The organism is Novosphingobium sp. (assembly GCF_965228995.1).
Classification (GTDB): domain Bacteria; phylum Pseudomonadota; class Alphaproteobacteria; order Sphingomonadales; family Sphingomonadaceae; genus Novosphingobium.
The window spans coordinates 2854952-2873215 of record NZ_OZ245852.1 but is presented as its reverse complement, the minus strand read 5'-3'; the positions used below and the strand labels follow the sequence as shown (position 1 = coordinate 2873215).

At 65.2% G+C, this 18264-nt stretch carries 17 protein-coding genes; 14 read left to right on the top strand and 3 right to left on the bottom strand.

Going from position 1 to position 18264, the window contains the following annotated elements; translation table 11 throughout:
- Nucleotides 1–214 precede the first annotated feature (214 nt).
- The 6 genes from ACO056_RS13110 to ACO056_RS13085 all read left to right on the top strand — a co-directional run bounded on the left by ACO056_RS13110 (nucleotide 215) and on the right by ACO056_RS13085 (nucleotide 6721).
- On the top strand, nucleotides 215–1258 hold the full coding sequence (locus ACO056_RS13110; RefSeq protein ID WP_421847417.1) for a sulfate ABC transporter substrate-binding protein: 1044 nt from the start codon (nucleotides 215–217) through the stop codon (nucleotides 1256–1258).
- Nucleotides 1259–1278: 20 nt separating this feature from the next.
- Nucleotides 1279–2130: a sulfate ABC transporter permease subunit CysT gene (gene cysT / locus ACO056_RS13105; protein WP_421847415.1), complete on the top strand. Its 852-nt coding sequence runs from the start codon at nucleotides 1279–1281 to the stop codon at nucleotides 2128–2130.
- A complete protein-coding gene (cysW, locus tag ACO056_RS13100) occupies nucleotides 2127–2963 on the top strand; it encodes a sulfate ABC transporter permease subunit CysW (protein WP_421847413.1) in 837 nt (278 codons plus the stop codon). Before cysT ends, cysW begins: the two co-directional genes overlap by 4 nt.
- Nucleotides 2960–3952 (top strand): sulfate/molybdate ABC transporter ATP-binding protein, encoded by a 993-nt coding sequence (locus ACO056_RS13095; protein WP_421847412.1) that lies wholly within the window; start codon nucleotides 2960–2962, stop codon nucleotides 3950–3952. The genes cysW and ACO056_RS13095 overlap by 4 nt, the downstream gene beginning before the upstream one ends.
- Complete coding sequence (locus tag ACO056_RS13090) at nucleotides 3949–4134, top strand: YezD family protein (RefSeq protein ID WP_421847410.1); 186 nt, start codon at nucleotides 3949–3951, stop codon at nucleotides 4132–4134. Before ACO056_RS13095 ends, ACO056_RS13090 begins: the two co-directional genes overlap by 4 nt.
- 85 nt (nucleotides 4135–4219) lie before the next feature.
- Nucleotides 4220–6721: a TonB-dependent receptor gene (locus ACO056_RS13085; protein WP_421847408.1), complete on the top strand. Its 2502-nt coding sequence runs from the start codon at nucleotides 4220–4222 to the stop codon at nucleotides 6719–6721.
- Nucleotides 6722–6803: 82 nt separating this feature from the next.
- Here ACO056_RS13085 and ACO056_RS13080 read toward each other — a convergent pair whose 3' ends face one another.
- Nucleotides 6804–7640, bottom strand: coding sequence for an AIM24 family protein (locus ACO056_RS13080; RefSeq protein WP_421847406.1), 837 nt, complete (start codon nucleotides 7638–7640; stop codon nucleotides 6804–6806).
- 296 nt (nucleotides 7641–7936) lie between these two features.
- Here ACO056_RS13080 and ahpC point away from each other — a divergent pair, with 296 nt between their 5' ends.
- The 7 genes from ahpC (at nucleotide 7937) to ACO056_RS13045 (ending at nucleotide 14404) form a co-directional block, all read left to right on the top strand.
- A complete protein-coding gene (gene ahpC / locus ACO056_RS13075; protein WP_421847404.1) occupies nucleotides 7937–8500 on the top strand; it encodes an alkyl hydroperoxide reductase subunit C in 564 nt (187 codons plus the stop codon).
- Nucleotides 8501–8696: 196 nt separating this feature from the next.
- Nucleotides 8697–10247: an alkyl hydroperoxide reductase subunit F gene (gene ahpF, locus ACO056_RS13070; protein ID WP_421855495.1), complete on the top strand. Its 1551-nt coding sequence runs from the start codon at nucleotides 8697–8699 to the stop codon at nucleotides 10245–10247.
- A 243-nt stretch (nucleotides 10248–10490) separates the two neighbouring features.
- Nucleotides 10491–10976: a MarR family winged helix-turn-helix transcriptional regulator gene (locus tag ACO056_RS13065; protein ID WP_421847402.1), complete on the top strand. Its 486-nt coding sequence runs from the start codon at nucleotides 10491–10493 to the stop codon at nucleotides 10974–10976.
- A 98-nt stretch (nucleotides 10977–11074) separates the two neighbouring features.
- Nucleotides 11075–11482: a c-type cytochrome gene (locus ACO056_RS13060; RefSeq protein WP_421847400.1), complete on the top strand. Its 408-nt coding sequence runs from the start codon at nucleotides 11075–11077 to the stop codon at nucleotides 11480–11482.
- Between the two features lie 228 nt (nucleotides 11483–11710).
- Nucleotides 11711–13024: a sugar MFS transporter gene (locus ACO056_RS13055; RefSeq protein WP_421847398.1), complete on the top strand. Its 1314-nt coding sequence runs from the start codon at nucleotides 11711–11713 to the stop codon at nucleotides 13022–13024.
- A gap of 69 nt (nucleotides 13025–13093) precedes the next feature.
- Complete coding sequence (locus ACO056_RS13050; RefSeq protein ID WP_421847396.1) at nucleotides 13094–13534, top strand: RrF2 family transcriptional regulator; 441 nt, start codon at nucleotides 13094–13096, stop codon at nucleotides 13532–13534.
- Between the two features lie 63 nt (nucleotides 13535–13597).
- Nucleotides 13598–14404, top strand: a complete 807-nt coding sequence (locus ACO056_RS13045) for an outer membrane protein assembly factor BamD (protein ID WP_421847393.1) — start codon at nucleotides 13598–13600, stop codon at nucleotides 14402–14404.
- Here the strand turns inward: ACO056_RS13045 and ACO056_RS13040 are convergent, their stop codons facing one another.
- Together ACO056_RS13040 and ACO056_RS13035 are read right to left on the bottom strand one after the other, a co-directional pair.
- A complete protein-coding gene (locus ACO056_RS13040) occupies nucleotides 14405–15469 on the bottom strand; it encodes a glycosyltransferase family 4 protein (RefSeq protein WP_421847391.1) in 1065 nt (354 codons plus the stop codon).
- Nucleotides 15466–16374: a UDP-2,3-diacylglucosamine diphosphatase gene (locus tag ACO056_RS13035; protein ID WP_421847389.1), complete on the bottom strand. Its 909-nt coding sequence runs from the start codon at nucleotides 16372–16374 to the stop codon at nucleotides 15466–15468. The genes ACO056_RS13040 and ACO056_RS13035 overlap by 4 nt, the downstream gene beginning before the upstream one ends.
- A 193-nt stretch (nucleotides 16375–16567) precedes the next feature.
- On the opposite strand from ACO056_RS13035, the gene recN reads away from it, so the two are divergent.
- Nucleotides 16568–18256, top strand: coding sequence for a DNA repair protein RecN (gene recN, locus ACO056_RS13030; RefSeq protein ID WP_421847387.1), 1689 nt, complete (start codon nucleotides 16568–16570; stop codon nucleotides 18254–18256).
- Nucleotides 18257–18264: the final 8 nt, after the last annotated feature.

The following is an 18264-nucleotide window of genomic DNA, read 5'->3' as shown; positions in this document are numbered from 1 at the left end:
ATTCTCTACTGGTTGAGTTGAGATAACCTGATGCCCGACACGGGGGCGAATCGAGCGAGAAAAGGCGGCGCTGGCGGGTTTGCCGGAGCAACCAAAAGCTTCTCTTTGCTGCCCCCAAGCAGAACTCTAATGTCTATCTGATTAATTGAGTTTAGTGACGACCCGACGCCGCAGAGCCGATGCTCTGAGGCCGCCGCCAACGGGAGTACGATGCATGACCACTCGCGATACAAGCCCCGCCAATCGCCGCCGCGTGGTACTTGCCGGCGCACTGGGCCTTGGCCTGCTGCTGGCCGGCTGCTCGGGCGGCGGCAGCAAATCGGGCGCAGTCGAACTGACCAACGTCTCCTACGACCCCACGCGCGAACTCTATCAGGCAATCAACCCCGCCTTTGCCGCCTACTGGAAACAGAAGACCGGCAAGGACGTCACCTTCCGCATGAGCCACGGCGGATCGGGCAAGCAGAGCCGTGCGATCATCGACGGACTTGATGCCGACGTCGCGACGCTTGCGCTCGCTTACGACATTGATGCCATCTCGGCGAAGGGCAAGCTGCTCCCGGCCGACTGGCAGAAGGCCCTGCCGGACAACAGTGCGCCCTATACCTCGACGATCGTGTTCCTCGTGCGCAAGGGCAATCCCAAGCATATCAAGGACTGGGGCGATCTCGTGAAGCCCGGTGTCGAAGTGATCACCGCCAATCCCAAGACGGGTGGCGGCGCGCGCTGGAACTTCCTCGCCGCCTGGGCCTATGGGCGCAAGGCTGGCGGGTCCGATGCGGCGGCCGAGGCTTATGTGAAGCAGCTCTTCGCGCACGTGCCCGTGCTGGATAGCGGCGCGCGCGGCTCAACCACCACGTTCGTCGAGCGCGGCATCGGCGATGTGCTGATCTCGTGGGAAAACGAGGCCTTCCTCGCGGAAAAGAAGCTGGGTGCGGGCAAGTTCGAGATCGTCACGCCCTCGCTTTCGATCCTTGCCGAACCGCCCGTCGCAGTGATCAGCGCGAATGCCAGGAAGCACGGCACCACCGAAGTGGCCGATGCCTACTTGCGCTATCTCTATACGCCCGAGGCACAGACCGCGATCGCGCACAATTTCTACCGCCCGCGCGATCCCGCCATCGCGCAGCAGTTCAAGGCGCAATTCCCCGAGATCCCGATGGTCACCATCGACAAGGACTTCGGTGGCTGGGCCAAGGCGCAAAAGACCTTCTTCGACGATGGCGGCGTGTTCGACCGCATCTACACGAAGAAGTAGGCGGGGCAGGGGGCTACACCATGTCCGGTCCACTTCAGGCCAGCGCGCGCTGGAGGCAGCCGTCCGTGCTGCCCGGCTTCGGCCTCAGCTTCGGCTTCACGCTGGCGTGGCTGACGCTGATCGTGCTGATCCCGCTCGCCACGATCTTCCTTAAAGCCGCCGGGCTGGGCTGGAGCGAGTTCCTCGCGGTCGGCTTCAGCCCCCGGGCGATGGCTGCCTATCGGCTGAGCTTCGGCACGGCTGCGGCGGCGGGGCTGGTCAATGCCGTGTTCGGCCTCATCGTTGCCTGGGTGCTCGTGCGCTACAGCTTCCCCGGCAAGCAGGTGGTGAGCGCGCTGGTCGATCTGCCGTTTGCTCTGCCGACTGCGGTCGCCGGTATCGCGCTCACCGCGATTTATGCGCCTGCAGGCTGGATTGGCCAGTATCTCGAGCCGCTCGGCATCAAGGTCGCCTTCACGTCGATCGGTATCACCATCGCGCTGGTCTTCATCGGGCTGCCATTTGTTGTCCGCTCGGTCGAGCCCGTCCTCGCCGATCTCGGCCGCGAAGTGGAGGAAGCCGCCGCGACGCTGGGTGCAACCCGCTGGCAGACTTTCACCCGTGTGATCTTCCCCGCAATCGGCCCGGCGCTGCTTACCGGTTTCGCGCTCGCCTTTGCGCGCGGGGTCGGTGAGTACGGCTCGGTGATCTTCATCTCGGGCAACATGCCCGGCCGCACCGAGATCGCGCCGCTGCTGATCGTGACCCAGCTTGAGCAATACGCCTACGCCGGCGCCACAGCGATCGCGGTGGTGATGATGCTCGCCTCGTTCGCGGTGCTGCTGCTGATCAACCTGATCCAGGCCGCCAGCCGCCGGAGGATGGGCGCATGAGCGTTGCACCAACCACCGAAAGCCCGCTGATGCGCGCCGCGTTGATCGCCGCCGCGCTGGTCTTCCTCGGCTTCTTCCTGCTGCTCCCGCTGCTCGCGGTGTTCAGCGAGGCGCTGAAGCAGGGCTTGGGGCCGTTTCTCGATGCGCTTCACACACCTGACGCGCTCGCTGCGATCCGTCTGACGCTGATCATCGCGGCCATTGCCGTCCCGCTCAACATGGTCTTCGGGATTGCCGCCAGCTGGGCGATCACGAAGTTCCAGTTCCCCGGCAAGGCGCTGCTGATCACGCTGATCGATCTGCCATTCTCGGTCTCCCCGGTCGTCTCTGGCCTGATCTTCGTGCTGCTGTTCGGCGCCAATGGCCTGTTCGGCGCATGGTTGGCGGAGCACGATCTCAAGATCATCTTCGCAGTCCCAGGCATCGTGCTGGCGACGGTGTTCATCACGTTCCCGTTCGTGGCGCGCGAACTCATTCCGCTCATGCTCGAACAGGGCAAGGACGACGAGGAAGCCGCGATCTCGCTTGGCGCGTCTGGCTGGCAGACGTTCTGGCACGTCACGCTGCCCAACATCCGCTGGGGCCTGCTCTACGGCGTGCTGCTGTGCAACGCGCGCGCCATGGGCGAATTCGGCGCGGTCTCGGTCGTTTCTGGCCACATCCGGGGCGAGACCAACACGATGCCGCTCCATGTCGAGATTCTCTACAACGAGTACGATTTCGTCGGCGCCTTCGCGGTCGCCTCTCTCCTCGCGCTGCTCGCTCTGGTGACGCTGATCGCCAAGACGGTCCTCGAATGGCGCTTCGGCCTCCATGCAGGAGCACGGCATTGATCCACCTTCGCGGCATAACCAAGCGCTTCGGCGACTATCCGGCGCTGCACAGCATCGATCTCGATGTCGCGCCGGGCGAATTCATCGCGCTGCTCGGCCCGTCGGGCTCGGGCAAGACGACGCTCCTGCGCATCATCGCCGGTCTGGAGTTTCAGGACAGCGGCAGCGTGCTGCTCGGCGGCGAGGATGTCTCACGCACGCCCGTGGCCGACCGCCATGTCGGCTTCGTGTTCCAGCACTATGCGCTGTTCCGCCACATGACCGTGGCCGACAACGTCGCCTTCGGGCTCAGCGTACGGCGCGGCAAGCACCGCATGGCCAAGGCTGCCCGGCAGGCGCGAGCAGAGGAACTGCTGCGCCTCGTCCAGCTGGAAGGTCTTGGCAGCCGCTATCCGGGCCAGCTTTCCGGCGGCCAGCGCCAGCGTGTCGCGCTTGCCCGCGCGCTGGCGATCGAACCGCGGCTGCTGCTGCTCGACGAACCGTTCGGCGCACTCGACGCCAAGGTGCGCAAGGACCTGCGCCGCTGGCTGCGCGATCTGCACAAGCAGGTGGGCCTCACCTCGATCTTCGTGACCCACGATCAGGAGGAAGCGCTCGAACTCGCCGACCGCGTCGTGGTGATGAACCAGGGCCGCATCGAGCAGATCGGCGCGCCGGACGCGGTCTACATGAACCCCGAGACTCCGTTCGTGTCGCACTTCGTGGGCGAGACCAACCGCATCCCCGCGCAGGGCGGCGAAATCCACTTTCGCCCGCACGAAATCACCGTCGCAGCCGACGGCGCCGAGGCCGTGCTTGTCGACAACGTGTTCCGCAAGGGCGCGGTGTGGCGGGCCGAGGGGCTGCTCGAAGGGCGGGGTCTCTTTGTCGAGCTCGATCTTCCCAGCACCCAGGCCGCGCCCCGGCTTGGCGATACGATCCGCTTCAATCCCCACCGTGCCCGCATGTTCAACGCAGATGGAGACCAGACTCAAGGAGAAGCCCGATGACCACACCGAACTTGCAGCCCAACTCCAGCAATGGCGATGCCCAGCGCCACCTCGAGGAAAGCCTCGCCAGCGTGCGTGAGGCGCTCACCGGCCTGCGTTTCGGCACGGTCTCCCTGACCGTGCATGAGGGCCGCGTCGTCCAGATCGACGTGACCGAGAAGAAGCGCCTCAAGCCCAGCTGACCTGTCCCTGACTTACCCGAAATCCAATATCACACCGCCCACCGGACCACCGGAGGCATCGTGAGACCCAGACAAAGGATCGACGATGACTTTGCGTGTTCTCCTCCTCGCGGGGGCGGCCATCCTGCCGCTTGCCGCCACTCCGGCGCTTGCCGCCGAAACCACCACCGATTCCGCCGCACCTGCTGACCAGGCCACCTCCGTCGGCACCGGCCAGTCCGATAACGACACCATCGTGGTCACCGCGCGCCGCCGCGCCGAAACCGCGCAGGATGTGCCGCTCGCGATCTCGGTCGTCGGCGGTGATCACATCGACGCGACGGGCGCTTTCAATGTCGGCCGCCTCCAGCAGCTCACCCCGACCCTGCAGTTCACCTCCTCCAACCCGCGCAACACTTCGGTGAATATCCGCGGGCTCGGTGCGCCGCTCGGCCTCACCAACGATGGCATCGAGCAGGGCGTGGGCATCTATGTCGATGACGTCTACATGGCGCGCGTCGCTTCCTCGACCTTCGACTTCCTCGACGTGAAGCAGATCGAAGTCCTGCGCGGCCCGCAGGGCACGCTCTATGGCAAGAACACCACGGCGGGTGCGATCAACATCACCAGCCGCGCGCCGACGTTTGAACCCGAAGGCCGGGTCGAGATCAGCGGCGGCAACTACGGCTTCTTCCAGGGCAAGGCGGCGGTGTCCGGTCCGCTCTCTGACAAGGTCGCCGTGCGCCTCGCCGGCTCGATCACCCGCCGCGACGGCACGATCTACAACGTCACGTCGAAGCTCAAGGTCAACTCGCAGGACAACCTCGGCCTGCGCGGCCAGATCCTGTGGAAGCCCGCGAACGGCGTCGAAATCACGCTGGCCGGTGACTATAGCCACCAGAACCCGGACTGCTGCACCCAGGTCTATGTGCGCACCGGCGCCACCCAGCGTCCGCTGAACCGCCAGTACGCCGCGCTTGCCGCTGCGCAGAATTACGCCGTGCCCAGCACCAATCCGTTCGACCGGATGACCGATGTCGATACGCCGCTGCGCGCGAAGAACGACATCGGCGGAGTCTCGCTGCGGGCCAGGATCGATACCGGGATCGGCACGCTGACCTCGGTCACCGCGTGGCGCTACTGGGATTGGGATCCCAGCAACGACCGCGACTTCCTCGGCCTGCCGATCACCTCGAAGTCGCAGAATCCCTCACATCAGGACCAGTATTCGCAGGAGCTGCGCCTTTCGGGCGAGACCGGCAAGCTGGGCTACACGCTGGGTGCTTTCGGCTTTTACCAGAAGATCAGGACCCTCGGCCTGCAGCAGCAGGGCGCGGCGGCCAGCAAGTGGCTGATAAATCCCACCAATGCGCTGTCGAACGATCCGAGCGTGTTGAACGGACTGACCGCCAACAACGACATCAGCTTCAAAAACACCAGCGCCGCGATTTTCGGCAAGTTCACCTACAAGGTGACTGACACGTTCTCGATCCAGCCGGGCTTCCGCGTCAATTATGACAAGAAGGACGGCAGCTACAGTTCGGTCGTGACTGATGGCGCGGGCAATCTGGTCGTGTTCAAGACCGATGCGGCCGGCAAGAGCCTCAACACCAAGCGCGAGGCAGCGCAGCTCGCCGTGCTCGCCCCGCAATCGTTCGTGGCCAGGTTCAGCGACTGGAACTTCTCGGGCGACGTGACCGCGGCGTGGGATGTCACGCGCGATGTCCACCTCTATGCAACTTATGCGAAGAGCTTCAAGACGGGGGGCATCAACCTCAATGGCGTGCCGGCCGATGCGGTGACCGGCGTACCGTTGCTCGATCTTGCGACGATCAAGCCGGAATCGGTGAACCACTACGAAGTGGGTATCAAGACCCAGTTCCTGAACCGCAAGGCCACGCTCAACATCGCCGCCTTCCGCACCGATGTCGGGAATTACCAGACGCAAGTCTCGAACTTCGCGGTCGGCAACATCCGCGGTTACCTCGCCAATGCGGACAAGGCCCGGTCGCAAGGTGTGGAGGTCGACACGTCCTATCGCCCCAGCGAGCGCTTCAACATCTACGGCAACGGCGCCTACACCGATGCGAAGTTCGTCTCGTTCAAGAACGCGCCGTGCCCGCCTGAGCTTTCGGGCGGCAAGGCGCAGCCGCTCGACGCGAACGGCGTGCCCACGGCGCCCGCCGATCTGCCCGGCACGCCGAACGGCGTCAGCCCCGCGCAGTGCGACATCTCGGGCGCGCGTTTGCCGGGCGTTTCGAAGTGGTCGTTTTCCTACGGCGCCGAGGCCAATGTTCCGGTCAAGCTGCTGGGCAAGGACGGCCAGGTCTACTTCGGCTTCGATGGCAACACCCGCTCGTCCTGGTCGTCGAACGCCAGCCCCTCGGCCTATACCAATGTCGATGGTTATGCCCTGACCAACTTCCGCCTCGGCTTCCGCACCGAGCCGAGCAGTTCCGTTGGCATCGACATCTACGGCTGGGTCCGCAACGCGTTCGATGTGAACTACTATGATCAGCTCGCTGTCGCATCGGGCAACACCGGCCTGATCGTCGGCAACATCGGCGATCCACGCACATTCGGCGGCACCGTCAAGCTGACGTTCTGACGATTTGAGGTGAGGGGAGGGGCCTGCGCGAGGCTTCTCCTCTCACCAGGCATTGCACCTCGTTTCTGACCGGGAATGCCGCTCAGCGGTTTCCGTCGATGAAGTCCCCGAGGATCCCCAGCGCCGAACCTTCGCCGCGGTTGTGCCCGCCTGCCGGCATGGCCGCCGCCACGACGCGTCCGGCCAGGCGCGCGAAGGGCAGGGACTGGATCCAGACCTTGCCGGGGCCGGTCAGCCGCGCGAAGAACATGCCTTCGCCGCCGAACAGCACGTTCTTCACGCCGCCCGCCGCGATCAGGTCGAACGTGACCGAGGGGGTGTAGGCAGCAAGGCACCCGGTATCGACATGCAGCTCCTCGCCGGGGGCAAGTTCGCGTTCGACGAGCGTGCCGCCCATCTGGACGAAGACCCAGCCATCGCCTTCCAGGCGCTGCATGATGAAGCCTTCGCCGCCAAACAGCCCGGTCATGATCCGGCGCTGGAAGGCGATCCCGATGCTTACCCCGCGCGCGGCGGCGAGGAAGCTTTCCTTCTGGCAGATCAGCGATCCGCCGAGGTCGGAAAGCTTCAACGGAAGGATCGTGCCGGGCACCGGCGCGGCAAAGGCCACGCGCGCCTTTCCGGTGCCGCGATGGGTAAACACCGTGGTGAACAGGCTCGCGCCCGTCACCAGTCTTTTGCCGGCGCCCAGCAGCTTGCCCATGAAGCCTTCATCGCCGGTTTCGCTGCCATCGCCGAACACCGTCGTCATTTCGATGGTGCCGTCCTTCCACACGAAGGCGCCGGCCTCGGCCACTGCGCTTTCGCCCGGATCGAGCTCGATCTCGACAAACTGGAGTTCGTGGCCCTTGATCTCGAAGTCGATATCGTCGGCGATGCCGGCGGTACGCATGTGCCGCCAGGGGTTGTTCGATGCCATCGGGTGCTCCTTGCTGACGCGGGGATAAGTCTGGCTCGCATCATAGCCGCTCGCCGCGGCAGCGCAGCAGACTTTATTCGCCCTGCGCGGCGCGTGAAGCCCGCTATCGGGGCGCGTGCCTATTGATGGAGATGGCCCGGATAACCATGTTTCGGCAGGGCGCGGCGGATGGCTTATTGATCGATCCAGTCAATCAATATGCGCAGGATTGATCATTAGCGCCGCGCACCGACTCGCGCTAGATGCGCCCTGCCATTCATGCGGGTCATCCCGGCCCGCCAGCAAAAGGAAAGTCGATGTCGCTCATCAACACCCCGATCAAGCCCTTCGCGAACACGGCCTACAAGGAAGGCAAGTTCGTCGACGTGACCGAGGCCGATATCGCCGGCAAGTGGGCGGTGTTCTTCTTCTACCCGGCCGATTTCACCTTCGTATGCCCGACCGAGCTCGAAGACCTGCAGGACAACTATGCCGAGCTGCAGAGCCTCGGTGTCGAAGTGTTCGGTGTCTCGACCGACACGCACTTCAGCCACAAGGCCTGGGCGGATAGCTCGCCGGCGATCGGCAAGATCACCTACTACCTCGTGGGTGACCAGAACCACACGCTGACCAACAACTTCGACAACCTGCGCCCCGGCGTTGGCCTGGCTGATCGCGGCACTTTCGTGGTTGATCCGGACGGCGTGATCCAGCTGATCGAGATCACGCCCGAGGGCGTGGGCCGCAACGCCACCGAGCTCGTCCGCAAGATCAAGGCTGCCAAGTACTGGCGCGAGCACCCCGGCCAGGTCTGCCCGGCCAAGTGGGAAGAAGGCGGCGAGACCCTCGCTCCGTCGATCGACCTGGTTGGCAAGATCTGATCTGATTACCCTTCGCGAGAGCGCCGGCATTCCCCCCGCACGGCCTCTCGCTACCCGCCGGGCGGCGGCCTTTCCCTCCCCCTCCGCCGCCGCCCGGCCTCGTTTTTCATGCTGCCCCCAATCCCCCGCGCCGGTGCCTTTACCTGCGCGAACGAACCTGACTGCCCGCTGATTTCAAGGAACCCGGCCCATGCCGCTGCTCGACGCCGCCACCACCGCCCAGCTCAAGACCTATCTCGGCAACCTGCGCCGCCCGATCGAGCTCGTCGCCAGCTTGGGCGAGGGGCCGAAGAGTGCCGAATTGCGCGGCCTCGTCGAGGAGATCGCGGTTCTTTCGGACAAGGTCACCGCGCGCTTTGACGGCACCGATGCGCGCCGCCCAAGCTTCGCCATCGGCGCAGTGGGTGAGGCGGCGCGCGTGACGTTTGCGGGCCTGCCGCTTGGCCACGAGTTCACCTCGCTGATCCTCGCGCTGCTCCATGTTGGCGGCCACCCGCCCAAGGAAGAGGCCGAACTGCTCGAAACCGTGCGCGGCCTCGAAGGTCCGCTGCACTTCGAGACGTTCTTCTCGCTGACCTGCCAGAACTGCCCCGATGTGGTGCAGGCGCTCAATATCATGGCCGCGCTCAATCCGCAGGTGACGCATGTCGCCATCGACGGCGCGCTGTTCCAGGATGAAGTCGAGCGGCGCAAGATCATGGCCGTGCCGCAAGTGTTCCTGAACGGCGAACTGTTTGGCCAGGGCCGCATGGATCTCGCCCAGATCGTAGCCAAGCTCGACACCGGCGCGGTAGCGCGCGCGGCGGAGAAGATCGCCGCCAAGGAGCCCTTCGACGTGCTCGTCGTCGGCGGCGGCCCGGCGGGCGCGGCGGCGGCGATCTATGCCGCGCGCAAGGGCATCCGCACCGGCGTTGTCACCGAGCGCTTCGGCGGGCAGGTGCTCGATACGATGGGGATCGAGAACTTCATCTCGGTCCAGCACACCGAAGGTCCGCGCCTCGTTGCCCAGCTTGAGAGCCACGTGAAGGACTACGATGTCGATGTGATGAACCTGCAGAAGGCGGTCGGCCTGAAGCCTGCGAACGGCGATGGCCTCGCGACCGTGGAGCTTGAAAGCGGCGCCGCGTTGCGCGCGAAGACGGTCATCCTCTCCACCGGCGCGCGCTGGCGGCAGATCGGCGTGCCGGGCGAGGAGGAATACCGCAACAAGGGCGTCGCCTATTGCCCGCACTGCGATGGCCCGCTTTACAAGGGCAAGCGCACTGCGGTGATCGGCGGCGGCAATTCCGGCGTCGAGGCGGCGATCGATCTCGCGGGCATTGTCGCGCATGTCACGCTGATCGAGTTCGACAGCGAACTGCGCGCCGATGCAGTGCTTCAGACCAAGCTGCGCAGCTTGCCCAATGTCACCGTGATTACTTCCGCGCTCACGACCGAGGTGATCGGCGACGGCGAGAAGGTGACGGGCCTTGTTTACCGGGATCGCAACACGGAGGAAGTCCGCACGCTCGAGCTCGAAGGGATCTTCGTTCAGATCGGGCTCGTGCCCAATACCGAATGGCTGCACGGCGCGCTGGCGATGACGAATCGGGGCGAGATCGAGATCGACGCGCACCTCGCCACGAGCCTCCCCGGCGTGTTCGCGGCGGGTGACGTCACGACGGTGCCTTACAAGCAGATCGTGATCGCGATGGGTGAGGGCTCGAAGGCCGCTCTTTCGGCGTTCGACTACCTGATCCGGCACTGAGCAGTTATTGCCGTTTCACGTCGCTCCGGGTCCCCGCCTTGGCGGGGATGACGATGGAATTTCAATCCCAAGTCTCGTCATCCCAGCGAAGGCGGGGACCCGGAGCGGACATCCGCAGCGCCTCTAACGACAATCGCCACCATTTCACGCTGCACTGCGACAAAAGTTTGCGTCCTGCCCCGGTGCGCCTTATGCAATCGGTTGCGATCTACTTCAGCGAGCAGGAAAGGCCCGCCCACACCCATGGAGACGTCGACTGCGACCCTGACCCGGCAGGCCGTGACCCCGGAGCTTGACCTTGACGGTCTGGACCAGGTTCTCGGCATCCACGTCGGCACGCTCAATTCGCTGCTGCTCTCGCGTCTCGAGCGCCAGCTTGAATCGTTCAAGGTCACACCCAAGCAGGTCGCGATCCTCTGGCTGGTCAATGCCAATCCCGGGGTCAAGCAGTCGGACCTCTCGCGGTTCTTCAAGATCGAGCGGCCGACCGTGCACCAGTTCGTGCGCCAGCTCACCATGAATGGCCACCTAGTCTCCGAACCCTCGAAGCTCGATCGCCGGGCCGGGGGGCTGTGGATCACCGAAACGGGCACCGCCACGCTGACCGCCGCGCGCGAGATCATCTTTACTGATGAGGCCGGCCTGCTCAGCCCGCTGACGCCCGCCGAGCGCGATGAGCTCTACCGGCTCATCATCAAGGTCTATCTTTCCACACCGAGCCGGGGCTGAACCCCCCGCCCGAAGCTTTCAAACGCGCGAACAGCGCATTAAGCTCGGATACACACCGGGCGCTTCATAAGCATAGTGATCCGACAGGGGAGTTTCTCATGAAGTTTTCTAAGACGCGTCTTGGTTTGGTTACGCTCTGTGCAGCGACGCTTGCGGCCCTCACGGCTGCTGGTGCGGCGCAAGCGGCTGGTGCTCCGGCTGGCGATGCCGCCCGCGGCAAGACAGTCTTCGCCCGCTGCGCTGCCTGCCACGATCTCAACACCGGCGCGATCCGCATGGGCCCCAGCCTCAAGGGTGTGGTTGGCCGCAAGGCCGGCACTTTTGCCAACTTCAGTTACTCCGCCGGCATGAAGGGCAAGGGCGTGACCTGGGGTCCCGATACGCTCGACCAGTTCCTCACCGCGCCGATGAAATACGTCCCCGGCACACGCATGGCATTCCCCGGCCTCAGCAACCCGCAGGACCGTGCTGACGTGATCGCCTACCTCAAGGTTGCCGCGAAGTAAGCCGCCGAAGCAGGACACGGCTGATAACGTTCACTTTTTGGCCCCGCTTCGACCGTGTCGGAGCGGGGCTCATCGTTTGAAGTGGCGGAAATCAAGCGATCTTCTCCGAATCTTGTCCACCACGGCGATACGTATGCGCCGCCTATGCGGGTGGACATTCCCGCGCGCCTTGGCACAACACTGCGCGAAGAAGCCGGGGGGTGACCGGCTCATGGGAGAGACCGCGTCATGGCCATGGCTCCGACAGCCGCCGCCGATTCAGCCACGGACAATGGCAATATCGATGCCCCCGAACTGCGCGTATTCGTCATGGCGCTGTTCTTTCTCTTCGGCGGTATCACATCGCTCAACGATGTGATCATCCCCAAGCTGAAGGAGCTTTTCACGCTCAACTACACCCAGGCCATGCTGGTGCAGTTCTGCTTCTTCACGGCCTATTTCGTGGTTGGCGTCCCCGGCGCGGCGCTCGTCAAGCGCATCGGTTACATGCGCGGCGCAGCGGTGGGCCTGCTGACCATGATGGCCGGCTGCCTGCTGTTCGTCCCGGCCTCGCAAAGCGCGCTATATGCGCTGTTTCTCTTCGCGCTGTTCATCCTCGCGAGCGGCGTGGTGCTTGTGCAGGTTGTCTCGAACCCGCTGATCTCGCTGCTCGGCCCGGCAAAGACCGCCAGCAGCCGCCTCACGTTTGCGCAGGCGTTCAATTCGCTCGGGACCGTGCTGTTCCCGCTCATTGGTGCCAGTGTGATCCTCGGCAAGATCAAGGATGTGAAGGTTGACCAGCTCGTCGGCCCGGCGCTCGATGCCTACCGCGTCACCGAGAGCCGCCTGGTGGTCAACACCTATATCGGCCTCGCTATCAGCCTCGCGCTGGTCGCCGCGGTCGTCTGGGCAAACCGCAACCGGCTGAAGGGCGAACACCATGAGGAAAGCTCGCTCGCCGCGAGCTTCGCCCTGCTGTCGCGTCCGCGCTTCGGCTTCGGCGCCTTGTGCATTTTCCTTTATGTCGGCGCGGAAGTCTCGATCGGCTCGATCATCGTGAACTACCTCGGCCAGGCCAGCGTCATGGGTCTCGATCACGAAGCGGCGGGCGGGCAGATCTGGAAATACTGGTTCGGCGCGATGGTTGGCCGCTTCATCGGCTCGCTCGTGCTGCGCTTCCTCAGCCCCGGCAAGGTGCTGGCGGGCTGCGCGGCGGGAGCAATCACGCTGCTCGCCATCTCGACCCACACCTCGGGCCTTGTTGCCGCCTACAGCCTGCTTTCCATCGGGCTGATGAACTCGATAATGTTCCCGACGATCTTCACCCTGGCCTGCGAGGGCCTTGGCAAGCGTGCGGCGGACGGTTCGGGCATTATCAACGTCGCCATTTTCGGCGGCGCGGTTGTGCCCCTCGCAACCGGCGCGCTGGCGGATCTGACCGGAAGTCTGACCACCGCGCTGCTGCTGCCGGCGCTGTGCTATGCGGTGATTGTTTCCTTCGGCATCTTCGCGCTGCGTCCGGTAGCGCCGATCGAGGCGGACGCTTCGGCGGCGTTCGGGTGAACCGCAAAGCGCCGGGGGTAATTCTACTCCCGGCGTTGACATTCGCTCGCCTCGGCCCAAATCTGAGGCATGCTCTCGCAAAAGACGCGTTATACGATCCGCGCCCTCCAGCACTTGTCCGATACCTTCGGGCAGGGACCCGTGCGTCTTGACGCGATTGCCGAGGCGCAGAACATCCCGCGCAAATTTCTCACCGTCATTCTTTCTGGAATGGCGCGCGAGGGCATCGTGGTCTCGCATCGCGGCCGGGAGGGGGGCTATGAGCTCGCGCTCCCGCCTGTCGATATTCGCTACGGCGATATCATCCGCCTGACCCGCGGCAGCCTCGCGCTGACACCCTGCGCCAGCCGCAACGCGCACGAGACCTGCAACAACTGCCTGCCCGAGGCCGATTGCCGGCTGCGCGGGCTGATGCTGCAACTGCGCGACGAGATGGCCACGATGCTCGACCGGATCACGCTGGCAGACCCGATCACGCTCGAACCGCCGTTCGAGGAACAGGCCGCGTAAGAGGCCCGGTAAAAGCTTGCAACTTCACTTGGCGTTCATTCGCCTGCTGGCTATAGCACCGGCATGATCGCCTCAGCTTCCGGACGCAGCCCGCTGCGCCTTCTCGCATTCGCCGCCGCCACCGCCGTTCTTGGGCTCACCGCCGGCTGTGCGGGTACCAAGGCCAAGAAGGACGTCGCCTACGTCGCGCGTGACGTCGATACGCTCTATGCCGCCGCCAAGGATCGGCTCGACAAGGGCGATGCCAAGCAGGCCGCCGCCCTGTTCGATGAGGTCGAGCGGCAGCATCCTTATTCGCCCTGGGCCCGCCGTGCCCAGCTGATGAGCGCGTTCAGCTACTATGCCGCGCGCGATTATGCGAAGTCGGTGCAGTCCGCCCAGCGCTTCCTGTCGATCCACCCCGGCAACAAGGACGCGCCTTACGCCTACTACCTCGTCGCGCTGTGCTATTACGAGCAGATCAGCGACGTGACGCGCGACCAGAAGATCACCCAGCAGGCGCTGACTGCACTCACCGAAGTGATCCGCCGCTATCCCAATACGTCGTACGCCACCGATGCGCGGCTGAAGCTCGATCTCGTCAACGATCACCTTGCCGGCAAGGAGATGGAGATCGGCCGCTTCTACCAGCGCAGCGGCAAGTGGCTGGCGGGCACGCTGCGCTTCCGCAGCGTGGTCGACAAGTACCAGCAGACAAGCCACACGCCCGAGGCGCTCTACCGTCTGGTCGAAAGCTACCTCGTGCTCGGCCTGCCTGAACAGGCGGAGAAGGCTGCGGCCGTGCTGGGGGCCAACTACCCCGGCAACGAATGGTACGAGCGGGCCTACAAGCTCATGAACGCCAAGGCACCGGGCACGACTGCCAGCTGATCAGGCCGCCCGGCTTAGGCTGCGCGTGCGCGCGGCGCTGCCAAGTGCATCGAGAAACTGATCGGTGGCGCGGTCCCAGCTGAAGCTGCCGCCGTGCGCCGCCGCGGCGGTCCGGTCGCATGCGAGCGCCTGGCGGATCGCCGCAGCGAGATCCTCATCAAGCGCGCCGACCGGTTGCGGAAGTGTTCCGTCCGGTCCCAATCCGCCCGGTCCGACAACGTCGATCGGACCCGGTACCGGATAGGCTGCCACCGGCAGGCCGCAGGCCATCGCCTCGATCATCACGAGGCCGAATGTATCGGTCCGGCTCGGGAAGACGAACACGTCCGCCGAGCAATAGGCCTGCGCCAGCGGGGTGCCGGACAGCGCGCCAAGGAAATGCACATTCGGATAGCGTGCGCGCAGCTGGGCAAGGTCCGGCCCGTTGCCGACCACGACCTTGCTGCCCGGCACATCGGCCGAGAGAAACGCATCGAGGTTCTTCTCCACCGCGACCCGGCCCACGTTGAGCATGATCGGCCGCGGCAGATTGGCCAGTGCCTCGAGTGGTGCGTGGCCCGGGTGGAACTGGCCGGCGTCGATCCCGCGAGACCATGGGGTCGCCTGTGTCAGCCCATGGCCGACAAGCTCGGCGGCGAGTGTCGGCGTCGAGACGAGCACCGCGTGGCTCGCGGCGTGGAAGCGCCGCATGATCGGCCAGAACCGGTCCGGGCTAAGCCCGGTGCGCACGGCAGCATAATCGGGAAAACGCGTGTGGAATGCGCTGGTGAAGGGCACCCCGCTCGCCTTGCACCAGCCCCGCGCGGCCCAGCCGATCGGGCCTTCGGTGGCAATGTGGACGATCTCGGGATCGAAATCGCGCAAGCTGCGGCGCGTACCGAAGCGTGGCAGCATGGCGAGGCGGATTTCACGGTAGCCGGGCAAGCCGAAGGTGAAGAACTGATTGGGCGTGACCAGCATGACTTCGTGCCCGCGCGCCGTCACGCGTTCGACCGTGGTCGCCAGCGTGCGGACAACACCGTTCACCTGCGGGTGCCAGGCGTCGGTGCAAAGCGCGATTCTCATGCGTCTTCCTTGATGCGAGCAGCTTCTGCACCGTCTGTGGGTGTCTTTGCCAGGGCTTCCTCGAAGCAGATCGCCGCCCAGTCCATGATCGAGATCGCACCCATGTAGTCTTCGACCAGCGCGGTGCAGCTTTCGACCCAGTCGCCATCGTTGTAGTAGGTTACATCGCCGATCTGGCGGATTTCGGCGCAATGGATGTGCCCGCAGACGACGCCATCGACTTCCATGTCGCGCGCGGCGTGGGCGACAGCTTCCTCGAACGCGCAGACGAACTGCACCGCGTTCTTCACGCGCTTCTTGAGGTAGGCGGACAGCGACCAGTACGGCAGTTTGAACTGGCGGCGCACCGCGTTGAACCAGCGGTTGGCGCGTAGCAGGATCGAGTAGGCCTGATCGCCGAGGAAGGCGAGCCAGCGCGCGTAGAGCACCACGCCGTCGAACTTGTCGCCATGCGTCACCAGCAGGCGGCGGCCATCGGCGGTGAGGTGGATGGCTTCGAGCGCGATTTCCACCCCGCCGAAGCTCATGCCGGCATAAGGCCGCAGCATCTCGTCATGATTACCGGCGATCAACACCACGCGGGTGCCGCGATGCGCCATCTTGAGCACGCGGCGGACAACTTCGTTGTGCGCGTCGGGCCAGTACCAGCCGCGCGAGAGACGCCAGCCATCGACGATATCGCCGACCAGATAGAGCGTCTCGCACTCGATCGAGGCGAGAAAATCGAGCAGCATATCGGCATTGCAGCCGCGCGTGCCGAGGTGGATGTCGGACACCCACACCGTGCGCACCTTGCGCTTGGGACGGAAACCGCGCGGCTCGGGCAGATCGAGCCAGGCGGGAATGGATTTGACCAATTCGGTGGCTGTGGTGGAAAGACCCCAAGCCTGTGCGCGGCGCGTCATCGCGGAACCCTTGTTCAGTTTGTTAACTGAGCCGAATCCCTGTCACAATCGCATGTCGTTCCCGTGGCACCGTGTCATGCCGTTGTCATACCAGGCCGAAATCCGCGGGTTTATCCACAGGTTTGCCAACATGGCGGGTTCTCCGCGCGAGCATGGTGACGCGGCGCGGCGGACTGGGTAAGGATCGCGGGCAATGCTTACGGGTCTTTCCATTCGCAATGTTGTCCTGATCGAGGCGCTGGACCTTGTGTTCGGGCGCGGGCTGGGCGTGCTCACCGGTGAGACGGGTGCCGGCAAGTCGATCCTGCTGGATTCGCTGGGGCTCGTGCTGGGGGACCGCGCCGATGCCGGGCTGATCCGCGCGGGCACCGATGAGGCGAGCGTGACCGCGACGTTCGAGTTCGCGCGGCTGCCCGATCCGCTGGCCTCGGCACTGGCGGAGGCCGAAATTGCGGTCGAGCCGGGCGAACCGCTGATCATCCGCCGCCGTCTGCGCGGAGATGGCAGCTCTGGTGGGAGTGGGGCCGTCGGCAGCCGCGCATTCGTCAACGATCAGCCGGTCAGCGTCGCGCTGCTGCGCGAACTGGCGCGGGGGCTGGTCGAACTTCACGGCCAGCACGATGATCGCGGCCTCGTCAACGCGCGGGGCCACCGTGCACTGCTCGATCGCTATGCGCGGGCCGACGTAGGCGATGTCGGCGCGGCGTGGGAGAAGTGGCGCGCGGCCGAAACCGCGCTTGCCGAGGCGCAGGCGCGCCTTGCTGCGGCGTCTGCCGAGCAGGATCTGCTTGTTGCCCATCTCGCCGAACTGGCCTTGCTGGCGCCCGAAGTGGGTGAAGAGGCCGAACTCGCCGAACAACGCGCGGCCATGCAAAAAGGGGAGCGACTCTCGGGCGATCTTGCCGAACTGCAGCATTTGTGGACCGGTTCGGATTCGGCCCTCGCGAGCCTGCGCAGCGCCTCGCGCCGGCTTGACCGCATCGCGCACGAGCATCCCCTGCTGACCGAAGCGCTGGAAGCGCTCGACCGCGCGGTGATCGAGGCGAGCGAGGCGGAGGACAAGCTCGACAAGGCGGCCGAAGCGCTCTCGCACGATCCGTTGCTGCTGGACCGAATCGAAACGCGCCTGTTCGATCTGCGCGCGGCGGGGCGCAAACATGGCTGCAGCGTCGACGATCTGCCCGCGCGCATGACCGAGATGCGCGCCGCGCTCGACCGGATCGAGGGCGGCGAGGCGGCGATTGCGGGTCTCGCCCGCGCGGCGCAGGACGCGGGCCTCGATTACCGCGCCAAGGCGGAAAGCCTCTCTGTCGCAAGGGCCGAGGCGGCGCGGCGGCTCGATTCAGCGGTGGCGGCCGAACTCGCCCCGCTCAAGCTCGATGCGGCGCGCTTCCGCACTGCCGTGGTGCGCTTGCCGGAGGAGCGCTGGGGCCCGCACGGCGTCGATGCCGCCGAGTTCCTGATTTCGACCAATCCCGGCGCGGATTTCGCGCCGCTCGCCAAGATCGCTTCTGGCGGCGAGCTTTCGCGCTTCATCCTCGCGCTCAAGGTCGCGCTCGCCGAAGAAGGCGGTGCGGCGACGGTGATCTTCGACGAGATCGACCGCGGCGTCGGCGGTGCGGTTGCCAGTGCCATTGGCGAGCGCCTGGCGCGGCTCGCGGCGGGCGGGCAATTGCTTGCAGTCACGCACAGCCCGCAAGTGGCGGCGCGCGGGACGGCGCATTACCTGATCGCCAAGTCCTCCGAGGGCACTGTCACGCGCACGTCGGTGGTGCAGCTTGATGCGGGCGGGCGGCAGGAGGAAATCGCCCGGATGCTGTCCGGCGCGGAGATCACGCCCGAAGCGCGCGCGCAGGCCGAGCGCCTGCTAGAACAGGCCTGAGTACGCAG